Here is a 22,385-nt window from a genome sequence, read left to right as displayed (position 1 = left end):
GTGGTCACTCAACGGTCTACCCGCCCGAGCTGGCTTGCCTGGGACAACTACTTCGTCGGCGTCGGCGGATTGGTCCTCGGCCTGTGCTTCGGCACCTGCGCCGCGCTGATCGCGGGCCCCGGCCGCAATCTCGCGGCGATCATCCTCGTCGTCCTCGCGGCGCTCTGCGTGCTGCCCGCGCTGCTGCGCGCCCTCGGCGAACTCAGCGTCTGGGTGCGGCTGGCCGTGCTGGTCATCGGCTTCGCGCTGCTGCTGCCCGCGATCGCGCTCAGTCCCGATGTGCGGGACTGGGCGGCAGAACGCTGGGAACGGGCCTGGAAGTAGCTGTCCTACGGCTGATTACGCGGGACGGCGAGCAGCATCTGGATCGTCTTCTGGATGAACTGCGCCGACTGCCAGGTCAGGTAGACGCTTGCCGCGCCTGCCGCGGCAGCACCCGACGACCCGTTGGCCGAGCCCGTGGCCAGATCGGCGGATCCGGTGGCCGACCCGGTGGCCGAGCCCGAGCCGGGCAGCGCCGAGGCGGGCGCCGCCGCGCCGAGCAGCCCGATCGTCACCGCGACGCCGACCAAGGCGACTCGAACGGCATACGGCTTGGACGTTTCACGACCGGACAACATCAGATGAATCCCACTCTCCGAAATGCACTGCGAATATGCAGTATTCATGCCGAAACTACCCCCCGAGCCCGATTCGCGCGGATTGACCTCATTGCGCTGTTCTCGGAGGGCATTTTTCGGCGACACGGCCCGACCCGTGTTTATTCTCCGCCGCGGTCACCGAGTTCGGCAGACCACGGATATCGGGGCAGTGGAAATCCTCAGCGAGCGGCGGGCCGGTGTTCCCGCGCCGCCGCTTCGAGCCGCTCGGCCCGTTCCCGCGCCAGCTCGGCCGCGTACGCGCTACGCGCCCTGGCGATATCGAGCAGGTGCCAACCGCGTTCCCGCGCGGCCACGGCGAGCTCGGGTCCGCGCTCCTTGACGACCTCGGCCAGATGCGCTCCCCGTTCCCGTGCGACCTCGGCCAGCTCCGGACCGCGCTCCTTCGCGATCTCGGCCAGGTGCGCCCCGCGCTCCCGCGCCACCTCGGCCAACTCGGGGCCACGCTCTTTCGCGACCTCGGCCAGGTGCGAACTCCGTTCCCGCGCCGCCTCGGCGAGTTCGGGGCCGCGCTCCTTGGCGACCTCGGCCAGGTGCGCTCCCCGTTCCCGCGCCGCTTCGGCGAGCTGCGGGCCACGTTCGCGGGCCACGTCGGCCAGATGGGAACCCTGCTCGCCCGCCACTTCGGCCAGGTGCGCGCCGCGGACCTTGGCCGCGTCGACGAAGGCAGCGCCCTCCGGTTCCCGGCGCGCCAGCGCCTGCCTGGCCCGCCAGCCGAGCGACGGCTTGCCCGCGGTGTCGGACGCCGTGATCAACAGACCGCCGAGCAGTCCGAGATCCTTGAGGAATCCCGCCCGCTTGGCCGCCTTCTTGTCCGGATCCGACTCGGCCCAGAAGTCCTGCTCGGTGATCGTCCCCGGCACCACCGTCGCCGCCAGCACCAGCGCGGCAGGTCGTGGCGCCCGCCCACTGGCCAGCAACAGACCACCCGCGATCTGCACGGCGGCATTGATCTGCACGAACCGGCTCGGATCGTCGGGCACCCGCGCGGCGAGCGAGTCGGGCAGGTCGGCCCTGCCCTTGTCGGCCAGTGCGGTCGCCGCCGCGGCACGGGGTTTCGGATTCATCAACGCGGTGACGCCCCCGGCTACGAATGTCGTCGCCAGCAGCGTGCGAGCAACGCGGCGAACAGGCTTGATCGGCATCGTCGGTTCCCTTCGTCTACGACTGGGGAGTGCGTACGGCTCCTCCCCATTCGACTACCCGGGACCCGCGGGCACAAACGATCCATCGGATGGAGCATGCCCTGTCCAGTGTCTGACTCGACGATGTGCGCGCTACGGTCTACCTCGTGTCCGACGCCACCGTCCGAACCGCCTACAGCGCGATCAACGAGCTGTACATCGACCTGTTCAGCAGGCCGACCGACCTCGATCCCGACGACACCACCTTCGTCCTGCGCCACCTCGCGGACGCCGAAGGTCCGGTCCTGGATCTGGGCTGCGGCCCCGGCCATTTCACCCATGTCCTGCATGAGGCAGGCCTTACCGCCACCGGCATCGATCTCGTCCCCGAGTTCATCGCCCACGCCCGATCCCACTACCCCGACGTGCCGTTCCGCGTCGATTCACTGCGCGCCGTCGACGCCCCGGCCGCGACGATCGGCGGCATACTCGCCTGGTATTCACTGATCCACTTCGCCCCGGCCGAACTACCGGAAATCCTGGCGGAATTCAGCCGGATTCTCGCACCGGGCGCACGACTGGTGATCGGCTTCTTCGACAGCGCCGAGCACGTGGAAATGTTCCCGCACAAAGTGACATCGGCCTATCGCTGGCCGGTCGACGAAATGTCCGAACTACTCCGCGCCGCCGGTTTCACCGAACTCGAACGGCAGCAACGCCCGCGCGTCGGCGAGGTCCGCCCGCACGCCATGCTCGCGGCCGCACGCGGGCAGTAACTCCACCGTCAGTCCACAACGGGCGCGATGACAGCCTGAACGACGCCTTCCAAAGCCTCGGCGGTCCGGTCGAGCGGGAGGGTGCTGCGCTGGGCCCGGCACATGGCGACGGTGCCCTCGATCGCGGCGACGATCAGGGTCGCGGTCCGGTCGGCGGCGTCGGCGGTCGCGCCGTGCTCGCGCAGGGATCCGGCGAGCAGGTCGGTCCAGTGCTCGAAGGCCTCGGCGGCCGCGCGCCTTGGTTCGTCGTCGTCGGCGGGCTGGTCCTCCACCGACACCGCCAGCACCGGACAGCCGGCCTCGAAATCGCTGTCCACCAAGATCTTTCGCCACATGGCGACGAAGGCACGCAGGCCGTCGACCGGACCTGAGCGCAACTCGGCGGTCAGCCTGCGCACCGTGAGCGCGTCCGCGAGGCGAACGGCCTCGGCGGCCAGCTGCGATTTGCCGCCGGGAAAGTAGTGGTAGGTCGAGCCGAGTGGCGCACCGGAGTGCTTGGCCAGCTCCCGCACGCTGGTCGCGTTCAGGCCACGGCGCCGCAGCATGTCGGCCGCACCGGCCACCAATCGATCGCGCGCGTCCGACTGCGCCATCCAGCACCTCCTTGACCATAACGACCGTCATAGCGTACCGTCGCCAATCTATAACAGTCGTTATAACGGAGGTGTTCCCCATGCCGATGATCCAGCTCACGCTGCCCGAAAGCGTCCTGACCGGCGACGTCCGGCAGCAGTTGCAGAAGACGCTCGCCGCGACCCTGCTCACCTGGGAAGGCGCACCGGACACCGCGTTCTTCCGCGCCCAGGCCTGGTGCCTGATCCACGAGGTACCCGCGGGCGCGTTCGGCACCGCCGAAGACGACCTGCCGCGCTTCCGGGTCGACGCCACCGTGCCCGAAGGAGCACTATCCGATCGCCGCAAAGCGGGCTTGGTCAAACAGGTGACCGACGACGTCCTCGCCGCCGCCGGACTCACCGAGGCCGACGCGCTGCGCGTATGGGTGCTCATCCACGAACAGCCCGAGGGCACGTGGGGCGCCGCGGGCAACATCATCCGATTCGCCGAACTGAAGGCGCTGGCGGCCGCAGAACGCGGGTAATACGGGAACTGCAACTCGTCCGTGCCCAGCATCGGCCGCCACTGGGGGTCACCGCCTAGTCAGGCGGCGAGTGCCAGGCTCGCGATCTGGACCTGCTCGCCGCTCGCCCGGCCGACCAGCCGGGCGATGGCCTCGGCGACCCGCGTCGGCCGTTCGAGGATCACCGAGTGGCCCGCGCCGTCGATCGTCACGAAGTCCGCGTAGTCGACCGCGGCGGCCATGGCGACCGAATGCGACGGGGGTGTCATCAGGTCGGCGGAACCGCACAGGACCAGGGTGGGGATGGTCGACAGCAGCGCCAGCGCGTCGGTGCGGTCGAAGTCCTTGAAAGCGCTCAGGAAGCTCGCCATCGTCACGATCGAGGTCGCGTTGTGCATCGCCTCGGCCAGCGCGAGCACCTGGGGGCTGACCTTGCGATCACCGAACTCGGCGGCGCGCACGACGGGGGCGAAAACCTTGCAGGACAGCACCTTCGCGTGCTGCATCAGGCGCGGTGCGCGCCGGACGGCCGTCTGGAAGACGGAGATGAACGGGTTGCGCAGCAGCCGCCCGAAGCCGGCGTCGGCGAGGCCGCTGGCCGCCGTCGCGACGAGTCCGACACCGACGACGCGGGTGCCGATCTCGTGCCGGTATCGGCTGACGTAGGTCAGCACGGTCATGCCGCCCATCGAATGACCGACCAGCACGACCGGCCCGGTGGGCGCGACGGCGTCGAGCACGTCGTGCAGGTCGTGACCGAGTTGTTCGAGGTTGTAGGTCTGCCTGGACGCCGTGGCCGAGTCGCCGTGGCCGCGGTGGTCGTAGCAGACGACCCGCGCGCCGGGGTAGTCGCGCAGCAGGGCTGCGCGCACGGCGGCCCACGACGCGGTGCGCAGGCAGTGCCCGTGCACGAGGACGATCGTCAGGTCCGCGTCGCGCCGCCCGTATTCGCGAACCGCGAGTTCCACCCCGTCACCGGTCGACACCGAGACACGACGCTGCGCCGAGTGGGCGATGGTGCTGATGTCCGACATCGGAACCTCCGGTTGGCGAGCGGTGACAGGATCAACTCTGCGCCGGATCGGGCGCCGTCGGCAGGGCCCAGAGTGCTGGACCCGCTCCCCCTGAGGGTGTGCAGAACGCCACCAAGGTGCAACCTTGACTAAATTTTCAGTCAGTGTCTACCGTGGTCGACAGCTCGGAAGGAGCAGACAGATGCGACGACGCACATTCGTCCAGACCACGATGGCCGCGCTCAGCAGTGTGCTGTGGGCCGGCTGCGACGGCACCAGCGCACCGGTCGACGACGGAAGGACCTGGCTCATGCCCGAGGAAGGGCAGCCGCACAAGCGCACCTGGATGGCGTTCGCGGCCGATGAACGGATCTGGGGCGCGGACCTGGTGCCCGAGGTGCAGCGCAATCTGGCCACCATCGCCACCACGATCGCCCGCTTCGAACCGGTCACCATGCTGGTCCGCGCCAGGGAGATGGCGCAGGCCCAGCGCCTGATCGGCACCGCGAACGTGGAGCTGATCCCCACCGATCTCGACGACCTGTGGATGCGCGACACCGGCCCGGTCTTCGTGCGCAGCGGAAACACCAAGGCCGGAGTCGATTTCAACTTCAACGGCTGGGGCGACAAGCAGGAGTATCGCGCCGACGCGAAGGTCGCGGAGTTCGTCACCGCCCGCGCCGGCGTCGAAACCCGGCACACCGATCTTGTCCTCGAAGGCGGCGCGCTCGAGGTCGACGGCGAGGGCACCGCGATCATCACCGAGAGTTGCGTGCTCAACAACAATCGCAATCCCGGCTGGAAGAAACGCGACGTCGAGGCGGAACTCGACTACCTGCTCGGCATCAAGAAGGTGATCTGGCTGCCCGGCATCGCGGGCCAGGACATCACCGACGGCCACACCGACTTCTACGCCCGCTTCACCGGCCCCGGCGTGGTCGTCGCCGGACTCGACAACGACCCGGACTCCTTCGACTACGACGTCACCCGCCGCCACCTCGACATCCTGCGCTCGGCCACCGACGTACACGGCCGCGCTTTGCAGGTGGAGGTGCTGACCGGCCCGTCGACGGTGCGCGAACAGTTCGAGAACGACGATTTCGCCGCGGGCTACATCAACTTCTACGTCTGCAACGGCGCCGTCATCGCCCCCGAGTTCGGCGACCCCGTCGCCGACAGCGCCACCGCGACCACTCTCACGCGACTGTTCCCCGGCCGCGAAGTGGTGCAGATCAACATCGACGGCATCGCCGCAGGTGGCGGCGGTATCCACTGCACCACTCAGCAGGAACCCGTCGACTGAGCCACCCCGGCGGATTCGCCGCCGGGCACCCGAACCCTACTGTGAGGAACCGTGTCGGAACGCCGTACCCAGATCCTGGAAGCCGCCGTCCGCGTCATCGCCCAGGACGGCGTGCGCGGCCTGCGTATCGAAAAACTCGCCACCGCGGCCGAGGTCTCCCCCGCCCTCATCTACTACCACTTCAAGGACCGCGCGGGCATCCTGCACGCCGCCCTCGAACACATCAACCACCGCGCCCAGTCCTACACCGACACCCCAGCCACCGACCCACGCACCCAGCTCGAACACATGCTCCTGCGCGAACTCCAGGACACTCCCGAAGTCCGCGAAACCAGCATCGCCTGGGGTGAGTTGCGCGCCAGCGCCGCTTTCAACCCCGATCTCCGAGATCCGTTGCGCACCACCACCGAAGCCTGGAACACCGACGTCGAATCCTTGATCCGCGAGGCCCAAGACCTCGGCGCCGTCGCCGCGACCGTCGACGCCACGGCCTCCGCGGAACGCCTGACCGCCCTGGTCGAAGGCCTCAGCGAACGCTGGCACAGCGGCTCTCTCGACCTGGCCCGAGCCCGCCAACTCCTCACCGGCGCAATCGAACTCGAATTGCGTTAGGCCGATTCACCTCCGGTGCACGGGATTACAGCGCTTGGGCGCCGGGTTCCAGCAGCCGCTTCGGATGCATGCCGTCGACCTGACCGATGAAGGGCGGATGGATGCTGTAACCGAGCATGCGCCGAAGGTCTTCGGACACCCGGCGCGCGGTGTCCCGGGTGGTCGACAGCGTGAACGCCTCCTGAGGGCGCAGCCACGGCTCACAGTATTGCGCGGTCACGGCCAAGCGCGGCCGATCGCTGCGGTTGGCGCCACCGCCGTGCCACAAGGTGCCGAGGAAGAACACGCACGAACCCGCCGACATCACCACGGGCGCGCGATCGGATTCCGCGGGCAGCCGATCGCCCCACCGGTGACTGCCCGCGATGATGTCGGTGGCGCCGTTGTCGGCGGTGAAGTCGTCGATCGCCCAGATCGTTGCCGCGCCGAGCGGGGCCCGCGGTCGCGGGATCGGGTAGAAGCCGTCGTCGGTGTGCAGCATCTGCGCCTGCTCACCGGGCAGGATGTTGATCACCTGCAGCATCGACAGCAGATAGTTCGGCAGGAACAGCCGATCGAGCAGCGCCAGCACTCGCGGATGGTCGGCGATGCGATCACAGCCGGCCGTCTTGTTCAGCACGCTGTACACCCGCTGGGTGGTGTGACCCTCGAAGTGATTGCGGCCGTGCCGATCCAGCAGCGGCCCCACGGATTCGCGGATCTCGTCCAGCTGCTCCGGCGTGAGCAGGTCCGGCAGGATCACATACCCGTCGCGCAGCACCGCGGCCAGGTCAGCCTCGGCGAGAGCCGGATCGATCGTCGTCCCACTGCTCACGGTCCGCCGGTACGTGCCGGCCAGATCGCCACCCAAATCGGTCAACGAGGACACTTCGCTGCTCACGGCGACTCCTAGAACATAACTGAGTTCTGTTATGTTTCGAATATGGCACGTGCCCCGATCGGACGTCAACAACTTCTCACCGCCGCACGCGAGGAACTGGTCCGCGGCAACGGCGTCCTGGAACTGAGCGCGCTCACCCGCAGAGCCAAACTGAGCACCGGCGCGCTCTACCACCACTTCGGCTCGAAGAGCGGACTCCTCGCCGCGATCTACGACGGCTTCTACGACGGCCTCCGCCACGCCATCGCCGACGCCAACCTCCCCGCCGACGCCGACTGGAGCACCCGCGAACGCGAACGCACCCGCCTGTTCGTCGCCTACCACTTCGCCGACCCGCTGGCCCCCATCCTGCTGACCCGCGCCGCCCTCGACCCCGACCTCGCCGAACTCGAAGCCGTCCACATCGAAACCATGAGCGCCATGGCCGCCGACAACATCCGCCACGGCCAATCCCTCGGCCAACTCCCCACCACCCTCGACCCCGCCAGCGCAGGCGCCTACGTCATCGGCGGCCTACGCCACGGCATCGCCCAACAACTCCGAGCGACACCCCCCGCCGACCAACAGCAAGCGACCGACCGCCTCTGGCGCTTGACCGCCTCAGCCCTCGAAATCACCTGACAGGTACTCGAATGCTTCTTCGCCTGGCCGCCAGGGCCCCGACCGCCATGTAGTGCCGAATCGAGTGCACGTACGGGGACCGAGTCGACCTTGCCCACAAGTCGTCAATCGGTCACAGTCACAGACAAACGAGCTATGCGGCTGTGGGAAATCAAGACGAAATCGTCCCAGATGTTCGCGTAGTAACCCGTCGGCCGAGTCTCGACCTGTGCCGCGAATCGGACTGTGCCGAGCAGGTTCTCGATATCTTGGGTGAAATCGTCGATCAGGGCGTCCAGCGCGGCTTCATGGGCTGCGGATCCTTGCGGTGGGTCCATCCGCCGGACGGCACTTCAGAAGTGCTCTGGCCAGCGCGAAACCGGCTGGATCACTGCCATATCGAGAATCGGGTCCGCTATGACGCGGCGTATGCGATCCGATAGCGGTTCACGGCGGAGGAGAAGCTCACCATCCACCGCGGTTACTGAACAGAGTTCGATACCGAAGGCATGGTCGGCACCCGACATCGCTTCCTCGAGCAGAAGTGCAGCGTTGGCCACGGCCGATTGCAGAGATCGGCCGACCGTTTCGCTGTGGTTGGCTGTTGCACGGGTCTTCTTCACGAACAGAGTATTGATCGGCGGTCGGAACCGAGCGACCTGCCTTCTGCCACCGTGGGGGAATCGAATGCCCTGTCCGGCACGTGCGCTCGCTGTTCAACCCTCGTCGGCGCCGCGACGCCGTACACGCTCATGTCGCTTTCCGCGCAGATTTGCAATCGCGCAGCCAACACCGCGGCGGTGCCGCGCTCTGCAGCAATCGCGGCTGCAGATGCCCGCCGACATCGGATCGGTGACAGCGGAGGACTACGACTTGCGAATGGTGTACACGGGACGGTGCCTATGAGACTGAGCACCTGCTCGTGGATCTCGCTGCCGTATTGCAGCAGGTTCGGCCAATTCCTCAGAGCTACAACGCAGTTGGTCCTCTTCGTGTTGCCGGCATGGCCAGATCGCGTGAACCAGCCGGAACTGCGATCGACACCACCGTCCGATCAGCAACAAGCAACCGACCGCCTGTGGCACCTGACGGGGCTGCTGCAGGATCGGGTGACAGCGGTCAAGCAGCCTGTCGGGCTGCTGGGGACATGATGGTTTCGAATTCGATTGGGGTCAACCGGCCGAGCCTGGCCTGTCGACGCCGCCGGTGGTAGGTGCGTTCGATCCACGAGACGATCGCGATCCGGAGCTGCTCGCGGGTGTCCCATCGCTGCCGGTCCAAGACGTTGCGTTGAAGCAGGCTGAAGAAGCTTTCCATCGCGGCGTTGTCGCCGGCCGCGCCGACACGGCCCATGGATCCGACCATGCGATGACGGTTGAGCACGTGAACGAATCTCCTCGAGCGAAACTGAGATCCGCGGTCGGTGTGCAGAACGCAACCGGACACGTCACCGCGCCGGGCAACAGCATTGTTCACCGCGGTCACCGCCAGTCGAGACTTCATCCGCGAATCGATCGAATACCCGATGATTCGGTTGGAGAAGACATCTTTGACCGCGCACAAGTACAGCTTGCCTTCGCTGGTCTGGTGTTCGGTGATGTCACTGAGCCACAACTGATTTGGTGCGTCGCTGCGGAAGTTTCGCTGTACCAGATCGTCATGGACGGGTGGACCCGGTTTGCCGTTCTTGCCGCGCCGCGGCTTGCCGAACGCGCTCCACCACCGATTGTTCGAACAGATCCTCCATGCGGTCCGCTCGCTCATTGATTCACCTGCTTGGCGGGCTTCGTCGACGAGAAAACGGTAGCCGAATTCAGGGTCGTCGCGGTGCGCGTCGAACAACGCGTTGGCGCGATACGCCTCGGCGACCTCGCCGGCCGAGACCGGATCGGCCAGCCATCGGTAATATGGCTGGCGAGCGAGCTGCAGCACCCGGCACGTCACCGCCACGGGGATCCCTTCGGCGGCAAGCTCTTTCACGAGCGGGTAGAGCTTTTTCCCGGGATCTGAGCCTGGGACAGATAGGCTGCCGCGCGGCGCAGGACCTCGTTCTCCTGCTCGAGCAACCGGATCCGGCGGCGAGCATCGCGCAACTCGGCGGATTCGCTGCGCGTGGTTCCCGGTTTGTTCCCGTCGTCGACGTCGGATTGGCGCATCCACTTCGACAATGTCATCGGATGGACCCCGAAGTCGGCCGCGACCTGTTCCAACGTCACTCCTTCGTCGCGGTTGCGGGCGACCCGCACGACGTCGTCGCGGAACTCTTTCGGATACGGCTTGGGCACTACGACATCCTCTCAGACCTGCCTCTCGGCAAGCCATCTTGGTTGTCACCTAACCCTGCAGCAGCCCCGACCGCCGCTACCCTCGGAATCACAAGGGACACACAGGGGGACGAGTGAAGGACCACCAGGTAGCCACCGGAGGCGAAGCAGCGGCGATGGCGCGAGTGCGTTCGAGGGGATTCCGGATCGGTACCCGTATCGCGCAAGTCGTGCTCGGGTCCGCCGCCGGTTATCTGATCAACTGGGCAACCCTGCTCGGCACGCTCGACCTCGAGATCGCCACCGGTTGGTCGCCGCCCTGGCTGATCGACATCTGGCTTGTCCCTCTCGCGGTGACCTTCGGCCTCGTCGCCGTCCTCTGGTCCACTCGACCGAACATGAGGATCGCCCTGGCCTCGGCAGCTACAAGTTCTCTGATGACTTCAGGGTTCTTCGTATGGATCTTCGCGAGCTGGTAGCACCATGCCGACAATCCAGATACTCGGCGCTCGGTCTGGCCGATGGATTCGAGGAGTTCGAGGGCGGATTCGTCGTCGAGTTCCAGGAGTTCGGCTTCGACCTTGGCGTCGAGAAAGACCGCGTCGGCGGGGCGTTCAATATTTCTTCCTGTTCAACTAAACTGAACGCTGTGTATGACCGAACACGCCGTCATGACATACAGCACATGGTGGCCCAGGCAATGTCGGCGATCTCGATCGACTTCGAGTTGCAGCACTGGACATCGGAGACGGCCGCGATCGTCGAGATAGCCCGTACGGGCTTCACCACGAAGTATCAGATGGCTTGGTTGCCACACGTCACCCTGTCAGCTCTCTCGCGGCTCGATCGGCAAGAAGACGCCCACCGCCTGCTCGTCGCGGGCCCTTACATCAGTAGCCGGACCGCCGAGGCCCTCCGTGCAGCACGCATCGACTACATCGACAACGCCGGAAACGCTCATCTGGACTTCGGCCCGGTTCTGATAGACATCCGTGGCCGCCCCGATCTCACACCGCAGAGGGGGCGGCGGCCCGCGGACGCCAACCTGTTCAGTGCCCGGCGGATGCAGGTCCTCTTCGTGTTGCTGGCATGGCCAGATCTCGTGAACCGGCCGGTTCGCATGATTGCCGACACGGCCGGAACGTCGGTGGGGATCACGCAGTCGACGCTGGAAATCATGAAGAAATCCGACTACGTAATCGGAAGATCACTCCATCGCCGCGATGAGCTCATCGATCTCTGGGCTGCCGCATACAGAGGCACTGTGATCCCGAAGATCCGGGAGACGTCCTTCGCGGGGGACATTGCGAGCTGGTCGCCGCCTCCGGGGTGGCAGGTGAGTGGCGAATCCGCCATAGAAACGATCCGGCAGCCACAGACGCTCACGATCTATGTCAAGAACTTCGACCCGATCGAGGCCGTTCAGAACGGCTGGCACAAGTCCGATGATCCCAATATCGAGATCCGCCGAAAGTTCTGGGATGCGCCGCCATGGGCAACCGCCCCCGAACAATACGGCGCTTTCACCGAATCCGCGGCCCCACCGCTGATGGTGTATGCGGACCTTCTCGCCTCGAGAGAGCCACGGCAGTCTGACGTCGCGGCCGCTCTGAGGAGGGACCAACTTGTTTGACCCTCAGCGCATCGGCATCCAGTCACTGGGTCTGGTCGACAGGGTGGTCGAAGCGTTGGTGTCGAACTCGGGAGCAACCGACACATCGTTCATGGTCATCGGCGCGCACTGTCGGGACTTGCTCCACGCATCGTTCGGACGCACCGATCTACTTCGCTCCACCAGCGACATCGACGTCGGTGTGGCGGTTGCCGGCGATGCCGAATACCAACGGATCGTTTCGGCATTTCCCCCGTCAGGGACCACCGAAATCCGCTACTCGATCGCTGGTGTTTCGGTTGATGTCGTGCCGTTCGGCGAAATCGAAGACCCGACCGGAACGACGGTGCTGCCGGGCCGGAAGGACTCGCTGGATGTCTTCGGCTTCCGCGAAGTCTTTTCTCTGTCAGAAGTGGTGCAGTTGCCGAGCGGCAACCAGGTGCGGATTCCTACACCGGCCGGCTACACCGCGCTGAAACTGAAGGCTTGGTGCGACCGATCGATCAATGGCGAGTACAAGGACGCCGCCGATATCGCAACCGCATGCAGCTGGTATCAGGAGGACGTCGACGTTCGTGCCTCACTGTATGGGCAGCGCACCGACCTCCTGTTGAGGGCCGAAGTCGACGTCGACGTCGCGTCGCTGTATCTCCTCGGCGAGGAGATGTCGGCTGTTCTCGGTAGCAACCGTGTAGCGGAGTTGTCGGCAGCATGGCTGCGCACCAATCGCGAGCTACTCGCCGAGTACTTCGCTCGACAACGGTCGAGAACACGTCCCGACCGAGCGGCGGCCCACCAAGCGATCGCGAGCCTGACGGCGTTTCTCCACGACTGAACCCGTGGAAGGTGGTCGGCGACGTATCCTGATCAGGAACGCCCCAGTGTCGCCTCTGAAGCAATTCATGCGCCTGGGGCTCCTTCAATCCACCCCAGGCGCAACGAATTACACGTTGAAGCGGAACTCCACGACGTCGCCATCCGCCATGACGTAGTCCTTGCCCTCCATGCGAACCTTGCCCGCGGCCTTCGCAGCCGCCATGGAACCGGCTTCGACCAGGTCGTTGTAAGCGACGAGTTCGGCCTTGATGAAGCCGCGTTCGAAGTCGGTGTGGATGACGCCTGCGGCCTTGGGGGCGGTGTCGCCCTGGTGGATGGTCCAGGCTCGGGCTTCCTTGGGGCCTGCGGTGAGGTAGGTCTGCAGGCCGAGGGTGTGGAAGCCGGCGCGGGCCAGGGCGTGCAGGCCGGGCTCGGTCTGACCGATGGACTCGAGGAGTTCGAGGGCGGATTCGTCGTCGAGTTCCAGGAGTTCGGCTTCGACCTTGGCGTCGAGGAAGACGGCGTCGGCGGGGGCTACGGCGGCCTTGAGTTCGGCGACCTTGGCCTCGTCGGTGAGGATCGACTCGTCGGCGTTGAAGACGTAGAGGAACGGCTTGATGGTGAGCAGCGAGAGTTCGCGCAGCAGTTCGGCGTCGATCTTCTTGCCCGCGGCGAACAGGGTGGTGCCCGCGTCGAGGAATTCCTGGGCGGTCTTGGCGGCGTCGAGCAGGGGCTTGCGGTCCTTCTTGACCTTGGCTTCCTTCTCGAGGCGCGGGATGGCCTTCTCGAGGGTCTGCAGGTCGGCCAGGATCAGCTCGGTCTCGATGACCTCGATGTCGGCGGCGGCGTCGACGCGACCGTCGACGTGCACCACGTCGTCGTCGGCGAACACGCGCACCACCTGGCAGATGGCGTCGGCCTCACGGATGTTGGCCAGGAACTTGTTGCCGAGGCCAGCGCCCTCGGAGGCGCCCTTCACGATGCCGGCGATGTCGACGAACGACACGACGGCGGGCACGATCTTCTCGGAACCGAAGATCTCGGCCAGCTTGTCCAGGCGCGGATCCGGCAGCGGGACCACGCCGACGTTGGGCTCGATGGTCGCGAACGGGTAGTTCGCGGCCAGCACGTCGTTCTTGGTCAGCGCGTTGAACAGCGTCGACTTTCCGACGTTGGGCAGGCCGACGATTCCGAGGGTGAGGCTCACGAGGAGCAGAGTCTACGCGGTGACGGCGCGCAGCCTGGTGGCGCCCAGACGATCCGCGCGGGCGATGACGAGGGTGTGCAGAGCGCGAGCTGCGGCGGGACCGACGGGAGTCACCACCACGAGCACCTGACCGGTACCGTCCGGTGCGGCCAGCATGTCGTAGGCGACGGGGATGTCCCCGACCTCCCGATGACGGAGCACTTTGGTGCCGAAGCTGCGTTCCCGAACCGTGTGGTCGTCCCACCAGGCAGCGAATTCGACACTGCCGCGTCGCAGTTCATCGACGAGGCGGTCCAGTTCACGGTCGTCGGGGTAGCGCGTGCGATTGCGCCGGAGGTGCCCGACGGTCTCGCGCGCGACCTGTTCCCAGTTCAATTGCAGTGCGCGGGCTTCTGGATCCAGAAAGATCATGCGGGCACTGTTGGCCGCGGCTCCGGTACCGAAGGCGTCGCCGAACAGCGACGCCGCGGCGTCGTTGCACGCGAGCACCTCGAAGCGGTGGTCCAGGAGGTAGCCGGGCCACGGCAAGCTGTCCAGAATCAGGCGCATCGACGCCCGTACCGGCCCCGGAGTGTGGGCGACGGGCGGCGCCTCGCCACGCGCGAGCAGGTGCAGGTGTGTTCGCTCTGCCTGCGCGAGCCCCAGTGCGTCCGCGAGCCCGTCCAGGACACCCGATCCAGGAGTCCCCGCCCGGCCCTGCTCCAACCGGATGTACCAGTCGACGCTGACCGCCGCCAGCTGCGCGACCTCCTGGCGTCGCAGGCCAGGGGTGCGACGACGGCTGGTCTCGGGCAGGCCTGCCGCTTGCGGACTCCTGCGTTCACGGGCGGCGCGCAGGAAGGCACCCAGCTCGCTGCTCCGTTGCGCGGTACTCATGGGTTCGATCATCACCTGGTACCGAGTCGATCGCGAATCAGCGTGGCATCGGGCATACCAGGCTCGACACGATCTCCTCGCCGGCTCCTGCCCGCGCGAACGTGGTCCGCGGCAACACCACGTATCGAAGGAGCCGATCATGACCATCGCCCGCACCCTGGCGAGCATCGCACTGCCCGCCGTCGCGCTGTTCACGACCGCCTGCGGCAACGCGAACCCGCCGGCAGCACCAACCGCGGACGCGTCGGCGCCGACCGAGGTCCGGTCCTATATTCCGCCAGGGACCCCCACGTTCACCGTCACCAGTGCCGACCTGCCTGACGGCTCGGTCTTCCCCGCCGCCGGCTTCGCCGCGACGCTCGGCTGCACCGGCGCCGATCAGGCCCCCACTATCACCTGGTCGGGCGCACCGTCGACGGCGAAAAGCTTCGCACTGACCATGTTCGACCCCGACGCCCCCACCGGCTCCGGCTTCTGGCACTGGTTGACCTGGGATATCCCGGCCACCACGTCCAGCGTGACCGACCCGGCACCGGTCGGCGCCGTCGCGGGCACCAACACCGCGGGCGTCACCGGCTATCTGGGACCCTGCCCGCCGATCGGCGATCCGGACCACCGCTACCGGGTCAGCGTCCTGGCCCTCGATACACCCAGTCTGGGTCTGCCGCCGACGACTCCGCCCGCGCTGGTCACCTTCACCATGCGAAACCACATCGTCGGCGAAGGTCATCTGACGGCCCTCGCCCGGCGATGACGACCACCCGGCCCCGCTCCTCGGCCGGAGCGGGGTCGGCGCGGTTCGATCACGGAACCAGGACGACCTTGCCCAGGTTGGCGCGCTGCTCGATAACCGCATGCGCGGCGGCGGCGTCGTCGAGGGCGAACTCGGCGTGCACGACGGGGTGCAGCAGGCCGGAGGCGTAGAACTGCCACACCTCCTGGCGCAGGTCCTCGTAGCGGGCTGGGTCGCGCTGGGCGAGGCGGCCGATGCGGAAACCGGACAGCGTCTTGCCGCCGGCCAGCAGATCCTCGGTGTCGATGAGACCGCCGCCGGTGCCGTAGGTGACGACCCGGCCGCCCTCGGCGAGCGCGCCGAGCGCGGCGCCGAGACCGGTGCCGCCGACGCCGTCGAGGGCGAAGTCGGCCTGCTTGGCGGCCTGCAACTGGTCGTAGGTGACGACCTCGTCGGCGCCGAGTCCGCGCACGAATTCGGCCTTGGTCTCGTCGGACACCGCGGCGACGACCCAGCCCGCGCCGCGGACGCGGGCCAGCTGCACGGCCAGGTGGCCGACGCCACCGGCGGCAGCGGTGATCAGGGCGGTCTCGCCCTCGCGCGGCGCGGCGGTGTCGAGCGCGCCGAGCGCGACCAGACCGCTGCGCATCAACGCGACCGCGTCGACCGCGGAGGCACCGTCGGGAATCGCGGACGCCTGATCAGCGGGCAGCACGACGTATTCGGCGTAGGCGTCGGCGCACAGGCCGACGACACGGTAGCCGGGGGCGTACCCGTCCACCCCGTCACCGACCGCGACGACCTCACCGGCCACCTCGGCCCGCAACTGCTGCGGACCGCTCATCCGCCGGATCGCCGACAGGGTGACCCCGATGGCCTCGACCTTGACCAGCAGTTCACCGGGACCAGCCACCGGCACCTCGGCCGCGACGACCTCCAGCACCTCCGGACCACCGCTGCGCTCGTACCGAACTCGCCGCATGACACCTCCTGAGATTGGGCGAAGGCGCAACGGTAACCGGCCGAGTGCGCGTAGCCACAGCTCACGGACCTGTGAGTGCTAAATCTCACCGCCGCACAACGGGTGCGGAGAGCACCTTCACAAGATGATTACCCCGCGTCGGCACCCCGGACGCGTGCGTCACGCCACACCGCCGGGCACACAGCCATGGCCGCAGCCCCCGATCCCGGCGTAGCGTTGCCGTATGGAGGCGACCACGGAGGTGGTGACCGCGGCCCCCTCGCCGATTCTCGCGGCATTCATCGACCGCTATATCGGCTATCGGCTCGCGGGATTCGAGCCCGGCCTGCACCGGGGCCTGCCCTCACGGCACATGACCTTCATCGTCGCCATCGGCCCCACCATCGACGTCGTCGCGCAGACCGACCCGCACCAGGCCCCCGGCAACTACCGCTGCGTACTCAGCGGCTTGCAGGCGACCCCGGCGATGATCGCGCACACCGGTTTCCAGGAGGGTGTCGCGATCGAGCTGACTCCGCTGGGCAGCCGGGTCCTGTTCGGGATGCCCGCGAGCGAACTGTGGGATGTATCGATCGAATGCACCGACGCCAGTGGACCATTGGGCGACCAGCTCGCCGATGCCGTGCAGTCGCAACCGGATTGGCCCGGCCGCTTCGCCGCCTGCGATCGCGCGCTGACCGCGGCCGCGCGCTCCGAAGCCCTCGCGGGCCCCGAACTCACCTGGGCGTGGCGCACGCTGGTCGGCACCGGCGGCACCTGCGAGATCACCCCGCTGGCCGAGCGGATCGGCTGGAGCCGCCAGCACCTGACCCGCAAGTTCACCGCCGAGTTCGGCGCGAGCCCGAAACTGGCGGCCCGGATCATCCGCTTCGAACGCGCGCGGCGGATGCTCGCGAACACGCCGTCCTATGTCTCCATCGCCCAGGTGGCCGCCGCCTGCGGCTACTACGACCAGGCGCACCTGAACCGCGACTTCGCCGAGCTCGCAGGCTGCGCCCCGACGACCTGGCTGGCCGAGGAGATTCCATCCGTCCAAGACCCGAACGCCCCCGCAGCGGAAGGCTGAAGACATGGACACTTCCACCAACACCCAGACCACCGTGTGGCCCTGCCTCGCCTTCGACGACGCTCGCGCCATGATCGAATTCCTCACCACCGCCTTCGGTTTCGAAGTACGGGCGGTCTACGCCAGAGAGGACGACGCGTCGGTCGTCGAACACGGCGAACTGCGCTGGCCCGCGGGCGGGGGCGTCATGTTCGGCTCCACCGGCCGCGACGACAGTCCCTTCGGCTCCCGCCCGGCCGGCGTCGCCTCGCTCTACCTGGTCACCGACGAACCCGATGCCCTGCACGATCGCGCGGTCGCGGCGGGCGCTCGCATCATCCGTGGCCTGCGCGACGAGGACTACGGCTCCCGCGGTTTCAGCGCCGCCGACCCCGAAGGCAACCTCTGGAGCTTCGGCACCTATCGCGGCGAATGAGCGCCTGAACAAAATTTCATAATGGCCGCGGACGTGTGTGATCCTGTCCGGCGCGCTGGGCCGATCGGCTACGTTGTCGATGTTTCACCCGAGGCTCTGCGCGTTATACCAGGAGAGTTGACTGATGGCGACCATCGAATATCTGCGGACCGATCCGGACTTACCTCCGGTCGGTGTCGTCGATCGCACGCCGATCACGCCCGCCAAGAAGGCCGTGTTCGCGGGGATCGCCGTGCTCGGCGCCATCGCGTGGGCGATCATCGCGTTCGTCCGCGGTGAGTCGGTCAACGCGGTGTGGATCGTCATCGCGGCGGTCTGTACCTACATCATCGCGTACCGGTTCTACGCGCGGTTCATCGAATGGAAGATCACCAAGCCGCGCGACGACGTCGCCACGCCCGCCGAGATCTACGACAACGGCAAAGACTTCATGCCGATGGACCGGCGGGTGCTCTACGGTCACCACTTCGCCGCCATCGCGGGCGCCGGGCCGCTGGTCGGCCCGGTGCTCGCCGCGCAGATGGGTTACCTGCCCGGCACGATCTGGATCGTGGTCGGCGTCGTGTTCGCCGGCGCGGTGCAGGACTACCTGGTGCTGTGGGCATCCACGCGCAGGCGCGGCCGCAGCCTCGGGCAGATGGCCCGCGACGAGCTGGGCGCGGTCGGCGGTGTGGCCGCGATCGTGGCGATCCTGGCCATCATGACGATCCTGCTCGCGGTGCTCGCGCTGGTCGTCGTCAACGCGCTGGGCGAGAGCCCGTGGGGCGTGTTCTCCATCGCGATGACCATCCCGATCGCCCTGTTCATGGGCGTCTATCTGCGGTTCCTGCGCCCAGGCAAGGTCGGCGAGGTCTCCGCGATCGGCATCGTGCTGCTGCTGGCGGCGATCGTCGGTGGTGGCTGGGTGTCGGAAACCGAGTGGGGCGCCGACTGGTTCACCCTCTCGCGGACCACCATCGCCTGGTGCCTGATCGCCTACGGCTTCTTCGCCTCGGTGCTGCCGGTGTGGCTGCTGCTCGCCCCGCGCGACTACCTGTCGACGTTCATGAAGGTCGGCACCATCGTGCTGCTGGCGGCGGGCATCCTGATCACCATGCCGGTGCTGAAGGCGCCCGCGGTCTCCGAATTCGCCTACAGCGGAACGGGTCCGGCCTTCGCGGGCAGTCTGTTCCCGTTCCTGTTCATCACCATCGCCTGTGGCGCGCTGTCGGGTTTCCACGCGCTGGTCTCCTCCGGGACCACGCCCAAGCTGCTGGCCAAGGAATCCAATGCCAGGATGATCGGCTACGGCGGCATGCTGATGGAGTCGTTCGTCGCGGTGATGGCGATCATCACGGCCTCGATCATCGATCAGCACCTGTACTTCGGCATGAACGCGCCGCTCGGTCTCACCGGCGGCACCCCGGAAAAGGCCGCGGCTTACACGAATACGCTCGGCCTGTCCGGCCCGCCCGCGACGCCGGAACTGTTCGCCGACGCGGCCTCCGACGTGGGTGAGAACTCGATCATCTCGCGCACCGGTGGCGCGCCGACCCTGGCGGTCGGCATCTCCGAGGTCTTCCACAAGTTCCTCGGTGGCGAGTCGATGAAGGCGTTCTGGTACCACTTCGCGATCATGTTCGAGGCGCTGTTCATCCTCACCACGATCGACGCGGGCACCCGTGTCGCGCGGTTCCTGGTCTCGGACGCGCTGGGCAACTTCGGCGGCGGGTTCACGAAGTTCCGTGATCCGTCGTGGCGGGTCGGCGCGTGGCTGTGCTCGCTGCTGGTCGTCGCGGGCTGGGGCGGCGTGCTGCTGATGGGCGTCAACGACCCGTTCGGCGGTATCAACGCGCTCTTCCCGCTGTTCGGCATCGCCAACCAGCTGCTCGCCGCGATCGCGCTGACGATCGTGCTGACGATCATCGTCAAGCGCGGCCAATGGAAGTGGGCCTGGATTCCCGGTGTTCCGCTGGCGTGGGATCTGCTCGTCACGATGACCGCGTCGTGGCAGAAGATCTTCTCCGAAGATCCCAAGCTCGGATACTGGAAGCAGCACAGCCTGTGCCAGGCAGCCAAGGACGCCGGAAAGGGCTGTTTGACGGCGAAGACACCCGAACAGGTCGACATCGCCATCCGCAACACCTTCATCCAGGGCACGCTCTCGATCGTGTTCGCGGTGCTGGTGCTGATCGTCGCCGCGGTCGGCGCGATCGTCTGCGCGCGGGCGATCCGCTCGGGCACGGTGTCGAGCACCGAAACCGAGGAACAGCCGTCGAAGATCTTCGCGCCCAGCGGTTTCCTCGCCACCGCCGCGGAGAAGGACGTGCAGAAGGAGTGGGACATGCTGATCGCCGAGGGCAAGGTGACCGCGCCCGGATCGGCGCACGTGTCGTGAGTGCGTCGCGGGAGGTGGACGGCCGGTTCATCGGATCGGCCGTCCACTCCCCTGCGGCCTCGGCGCCGCGGGTGCTGTTGTCCCGGCTGTGGGCGGGCGTGCGCGGGGTCGCCCGGTGGTACAGCGCGATCAACGGCGGTCAGGACTACCAGCGCTACGTGGATCACCTGCGGCGCACTCACCCCGGCTGCCCGGTGCCCAGCGAACGCCAGTACTGGCGCGACCGTTACGACGAAGCCGAGCGGAATCCGACCACCCGCTGCTGCTGACACCGCCGGTCCGCATCGACACCCTGTGCACAGCGCTCGGGATCACCGGCCTCGTCACTCGCCGAAGTGGCAGGCATCAGACGTCGATCACCGTGAACAGGCCGGCGGGAATGCCGACCGGGCGCCCTCATCAGCCACGAATTTCCGCAGCATCGCACCGGGGATAAGTGGCCGATTCCCGCTAGCACGTAGGTGTGGATGCGGGCATTGTGGAACCCGTGACGATCACGGCGATGGACTTCGAGCGCTGCTACCGGGCGGTGTCGACCCGGGACTCCCGCTTCGACGGGCAGTTCTTCACGGCGGTGCGCACAACCGGTATCTACTGCAGGCCCTCGTGCCCGGCGATCACGCCCAAGCGCGCCAACGTCTCGTTCTTACCGACCGCGGCGGCGGCGCAGCAGGCAGGCTATCGCGCCTGCCGCCGGTGCCTGCCGGACGCCGCACCCGGGTCGCCGCTGTGGAATGTGCGGGCCGATCTGGCCGCGCGGGCCATGCGGTTGATCGGGGACGGCGTGATCGAGCGGGGTGGTGTGCCTGCGCTGGCGGCCACGTTGGGTTATTCGCAGCGTCAGCTCACCCGGGTGCTCACCACCGAGCTCGGCGCGGGTCCGCTCGCGCTGGCCAGGGCGCATCGCGCGCACACCGCGCGGCTGCTCATCCAGACCACCGAGATGCCGATGTCCGATATCGCCTTCGCGGCCGGGTTCGCGAGTATCCGCCAGTTCAACGACACCGTGCGCGAGGTCTTCGCGGTGAGCCCGACGACCATGCGGACCGAATCGCGCCGTTCCCCGCGCTCGGATGTCGTCGCCCCGGCCACGCCCGGCCTGCTGACCTTGCGGCTGCCGTATCGGGAGCCGCTGGACACCGGCTGGCTGGCCTGGTTCCTCTCGGCGCACACCGTGCCTGGCATGGAGATGTGGGAAGACGGCGTCTACACGCGCAGCCTGCGCACACCGCACGGGCACGCGACGATCCGGTTGTCGTTCCAGCCGGGACATGTGCGGGCCGAACTCGCCCTGCGGGACATGCGCGATCTCGCGCCGACCGTCGCGCGGGTGCGGCATCTGCTCGATCTCGATGCCGATCCCCTCGGGATCGATGACGCGCTGCGGATCGGGCAGCGGACTCTCGGTGACGGCAGCAGCGCGGGGCACGGATTCACGCCGGGGATCCGCGTGCCAGGCTGCCTGGACGGCCCGGAATTGTTGCTGCGCACCATGATCGGCCAGCAGATCTCGGTGCAGGCGGCGGCGACGCATACCGCGCGCCTGGTCGACGCGCTCGGCGAGCGCATCGAGGGACCGGTCCCGCGACTGTTCCCCACTCCTGCCGTGGTGGCCGAACGCGGTGCCGAGGTGCTGACGGGACCGGCGCGGCGCGTCGCGGCTATCGTGTCCGCGGCGCGCGCCATCGCGGACGGCGCGCTGGTCTTGCACTCCGGCCGCACCGCCGCCGACCTTCGCCACGACCTGCTCGCGCTCGACGGCGTCGGGCCGTGGACGGCCGATTACGTCACCATGCGATCGCTGGCCGACCCCGACGTCCTGCTCGGCACCGATCTTGTCGTCCGCCAAGGCGCGGCGCTGGCGGGTATAGATCTCGGGCACACCACCCGGTGGGCGCCGTGGCGCTCCTATCTGTCCATGCACCTGTGGAAGCGGGCGCTCGCGCACCGCGGCGCCGTGCTCGTCCACGCGTGAACCTTCGACCGGAAGCG

At 67.4% G+C, this 22,385-nt stretch carries 26 protein-coding genes and 1 pseudogene; 15 read left to right on the top strand and 12 right to left on the bottom strand.

The features are described 5' to 3' along the window. Positions 1-324 carry a hypothetical protein gene (locus ACWF82_RS08545; RefSeq protein ID WP_452499342.1) on the top strand — a complete coding sequence of 108 codons (324 nt, stop codon included), beginning with the start codon at positions 1-3 and terminating at the stop codon, positions 322-324. 5 nt (positions 325-329) lie between these two features. Here the strand turns inward: ACWF82_RS08545 and ACWF82_RS08540 are convergent, their stop codons facing one another. Together ACWF82_RS08540 and ACWF82_RS08535 are read right to left on the bottom strand one after the other, a co-directional pair. Beyond that, complete coding sequence (locus ACWF82_RS08540) at positions 330-620, bottom strand: hypothetical protein (protein WP_452499340.1); 291 nt, start codon at positions 618-620, stop codon at positions 330-332. Between the two features lie 200 nt (positions 621-820). Continuing rightward, the gene (locus ACWF82_RS08535; protein WP_452499338.1) at positions 821-1,804 is read right to left on the bottom strand and encodes a DoxX family protein; all 984 of its coding nucleotides are present in this window, start codon (positions 1,802-1,804) and stop codon (positions 821-823) included. A gap of 146 nt (positions 1,805-1,950) precedes the next feature. Between ACWF82_RS08535 and ACWF82_RS08530 the strand changes: the two genes are divergently transcribed. Then, entirely contained in the window at positions 1,951-2,559 is a 609-nt protein-coding gene (locus tag ACWF82_RS08530) for a class I SAM-dependent methyltransferase (protein ID WP_452499337.1), read from the top strand. Positions 2,560-2,567: 8 nt separating this feature from the next. Here the strand turns inward: ACWF82_RS08530 and ACWF82_RS08525 are convergent, their stop codons facing one another. Next, positions 2,568-3,152 (bottom strand): TetR/AcrR family transcriptional regulator, encoded by a 585-nt coding sequence (locus tag ACWF82_RS08525; protein ID WP_452499336.1) that lies wholly within the window; start codon positions 3,150-3,152, stop codon positions 2,568-2,570. An 80-nt stretch (positions 3,153-3,232) separates the two neighbouring features. Between ACWF82_RS08525 and ACWF82_RS08520 the strand changes: the two genes are divergently transcribed. Further along, positions 3,233-3,658, top strand: a complete 426-nt coding sequence (locus ACWF82_RS08520) for a tautomerase family protein (protein ID WP_452499334.1) — start codon at positions 3,233-3,235, stop codon at positions 3,656-3,658. A 59-nt stretch (positions 3,659-3,717) separates the two neighbouring features. Here the strand turns inward: ACWF82_RS08520 and ACWF82_RS08515 are convergent, their stop codons facing one another. Beyond that, positions 3,718-4,671 carry an alpha/beta fold hydrolase gene (locus ACWF82_RS08515; RefSeq protein ID WP_452499332.1) on the bottom strand — a complete coding sequence of 318 codons (954 nt, stop codon included), beginning with the start codon at positions 4,669-4,671 and terminating at the stop codon, positions 3,718-3,720. 181 nt (positions 4,672-4,852) lie between these two features. Here ACWF82_RS08515 and ACWF82_RS08510 point away from each other — a divergent pair, with 181 nt between their 5' ends. Both ACWF82_RS08510 and ACWF82_RS08505 read left to right on the top strand, forming a co-directional pair. Further along, a complete protein-coding gene (locus ACWF82_RS08510; protein ID WP_452499331.1) occupies positions 4,853-5,953 on the top strand; it encodes an agmatine deiminase family protein in 1,101 nt (366 codons plus the stop codon). A 51-nt stretch (positions 5,954-6,004) separates the two neighbouring features. Next, on the top strand, positions 6,005-6,565 hold the full coding sequence (locus ACWF82_RS08505) for a TetR/AcrR family transcriptional regulator (RefSeq protein WP_452499329.1): 561 nt from the start codon (positions 6,005-6,007) through the stop codon (positions 6,563-6,565). 25 nt (positions 6,566-6,590) lie between these two features. Here ACWF82_RS08505 and ACWF82_RS08500 read toward each other — a convergent pair whose 3' ends face one another. Then, positions 6,591-7,445: a phytanoyl-CoA dioxygenase family protein gene (locus ACWF82_RS08500; protein WP_452499327.1), complete on the bottom strand. Its 855-nt coding sequence runs from the start codon at positions 7,443-7,445 to the stop codon at positions 6,591-6,593. Between the two features lie 42 nt (positions 7,446-7,487). Here ACWF82_RS08500 and ACWF82_RS08495 point away from each other — a divergent pair, with 42 nt between their 5' ends. Beyond that, entirely contained in the window at positions 7,488-8,066 is a 579-nt protein-coding gene (locus ACWF82_RS08495; RefSeq protein WP_452499326.1) for a TetR/AcrR family transcriptional regulator, read from the top strand. 104 nt (positions 8,067-8,170) lie between these two features. Here ACWF82_RS08495 and ACWF82_RS08490 read toward each other — a convergent pair whose 3' ends face one another. The 3 genes from ACWF82_RS08490 to ACWF82_RS08480 form a co-directional block, all read right to left on the bottom strand. Continuing rightward, the gene (locus ACWF82_RS08490; RefSeq protein WP_452499324.1) at positions 8,171-8,383 is read right to left on the bottom strand and encodes a hypothetical protein; all 213 of its coding nucleotides are present in this window, start codon (positions 8,381-8,383) and stop codon (positions 8,171-8,173) included. A 15-nt stretch (positions 8,384-8,398) separates the two neighbouring features. Beyond that, positions 8,399-8,668 (bottom strand): hypothetical protein, encoded by a 270-nt coding sequence (locus tag ACWF82_RS08485; RefSeq protein WP_452499322.1) that lies wholly within the window; start codon positions 8,666-8,668, stop codon positions 8,399-8,401. A gap of 496 nt (positions 8,669-9,164) precedes the next feature. Continuing rightward, positions 9,165-10,330 (bottom strand): IS3 family transposase gene (locus ACWF82_RS08480; RefSeq protein ID WP_452499321.1). Its coding sequence is split into 2 segments (ribosomal slippage): positions 9,165-10,043 and positions 10,046-10,330, totalling 1,164 coding nucleotides; the frame shifts between segments, so codons are not numbered across the junction. Between the two features lie 155 nt (positions 10,331-10,485). Here ACWF82_RS08480 and ACWF82_RS08475 point away from each other — a divergent pair. Beyond that, positions 10,486-10,788 carry a hypothetical protein gene (locus tag ACWF82_RS08475; protein ID WP_452499319.1) on the top strand — a complete coding sequence of 101 codons (303 nt, stop codon included), beginning with the start codon at positions 10,486-10,488 and terminating at the stop codon, positions 10,786-10,788. On the opposite strand, the pseudogene ACWF82_RS08470 reads toward ACWF82_RS08475, so the two are convergent. Continuing rightward, positions 10,764-10,919 (bottom strand): annotated as a pseudogene (locus ACWF82_RS08470) (redox-regulated ATPase YchF); the annotation flags it as partial. The gene ACWF82_RS08475 and the pseudogene ACWF82_RS08470 overlap by 25 nt on opposite strands. A 75-nt stretch (positions 10,920-10,994) precedes the next feature. On the opposite strand from ACWF82_RS08470, the gene ACWF82_RS08465 reads away from it, so the two are divergent. Beyond that, positions 10,995-11,942 (top strand): type IV toxin-antitoxin system AbiEi family antitoxin, encoded by a 948-nt coding sequence (locus ACWF82_RS08465; RefSeq protein WP_452499624.1) that lies wholly within the window; start codon positions 10,995-10,997, stop codon positions 11,940-11,942. Then, positions 11,935-12,756 carry a hypothetical protein gene (locus ACWF82_RS08460; RefSeq protein WP_452499317.1) on the top strand — a complete coding sequence of 274 codons (822 nt, stop codon included), beginning with the start codon at positions 11,935-11,937 and terminating at the stop codon, positions 12,754-12,756. Before ACWF82_RS08465 ends, ACWF82_RS08460 begins: the two co-directional genes overlap by 8 nt. A 108-nt stretch (positions 12,757-12,864) precedes the next feature. Here the strand turns inward: ACWF82_RS08460 and ychF are convergent, their stop codons facing one another. Both ychF and ACWF82_RS08450 read right to left on the bottom strand, forming a co-directional pair. After that, complete coding sequence (ychF, locus tag ACWF82_RS08455; RefSeq protein ID WP_452499315.1) at positions 12,865-13,944, bottom strand: redox-regulated ATPase YchF; 1,080 nt, start codon at positions 13,942-13,944, stop codon at positions 12,865-12,867. Between the two features lie 12 nt (positions 13,945-13,956). Next, entirely contained in the window at positions 13,957-14,820 is an 864-nt protein-coding gene (locus ACWF82_RS08450; protein WP_452499313.1) for a helix-turn-helix transcriptional regulator, read from the bottom strand. Between the two features lie 139 nt (positions 14,821-14,959). On the opposite strand from ACWF82_RS08450, the gene ACWF82_RS08445 reads away from it, so the two are divergent. After that, positions 14,960-15,574, top strand: coding sequence for a YbhB/YbcL family Raf kinase inhibitor-like protein (locus ACWF82_RS08445; RefSeq protein ID WP_452499311.1), 615 nt, complete (start codon positions 14,960-14,962; stop codon positions 15,572-15,574). 49 nt (positions 15,575-15,623) lie between these two features. Here the strand turns inward: ACWF82_RS08445 and ACWF82_RS08440 are convergent, their stop codons facing one another. Continuing rightward, positions 15,624-16,535: a quinone oxidoreductase family protein gene (locus tag ACWF82_RS08440; RefSeq protein WP_452499309.1), complete on the bottom strand. Its 912-nt coding sequence runs from the start codon at positions 16,533-16,535 to the stop codon at positions 15,624-15,626. 223 nt (positions 16,536-16,758) lie between these two features. On the opposite strand from ACWF82_RS08440, the gene ACWF82_RS08435 reads away from it, so the two are divergent. The 5 genes from ACWF82_RS08435 to ACWF82_RS08415 all read left to right on the top strand — a co-directional run bounded on the left by ACWF82_RS08435 (position 16,759) and on the right by ACWF82_RS08415 (position 22,368). Next, positions 16,759-17,601, top strand: a complete 843-nt coding sequence (locus tag ACWF82_RS08435; protein WP_452499308.1) for a helix-turn-helix domain-containing protein — start codon at positions 16,759-16,761, stop codon at positions 17,599-17,601. 4 nt (positions 17,602-17,605) lie between these two features. Further along, entirely contained in the window at positions 17,606-18,016 is a 411-nt protein-coding gene (locus ACWF82_RS08430; RefSeq protein ID WP_452499306.1) for a VOC family protein, read from the top strand. A 124-nt stretch (positions 18,017-18,140) separates the two neighbouring features. Beyond that, complete coding sequence (locus ACWF82_RS08425; RefSeq protein WP_452499304.1) at positions 18,141-20,393, top strand: carbon starvation CstA family protein; 2,253 nt, start codon at positions 18,141-18,143, stop codon at positions 20,391-20,393. A gap of 98 nt (positions 20,394-20,491) precedes the next feature. Beyond that, positions 20,492-20,662, top strand: a complete 171-nt coding sequence (locus ACWF82_RS08420; protein ID WP_189027450.1) for a YbdD/YjiX family protein — start codon at positions 20,492-20,494, stop codon at positions 20,660-20,662. Positions 20,663-20,895: 233 nt separating this feature from the next. Further along, entirely contained in the window at positions 20,896-22,368 is a 1,473-nt protein-coding gene (locus ACWF82_RS08415) for an AlkA N-terminal domain-containing protein (RefSeq protein ID WP_452499622.1), read from the top strand. Positions 22,369-22,385 lie beyond the last annotated feature (17 nt).

This window comes from Nocardia sp. NPDC055053 (assembly GCF_053608285.1).
Note: the sequence above shows the minus strand (reverse complement) of the source record. Positions and strands in the feature narration are given on the sequence as shown.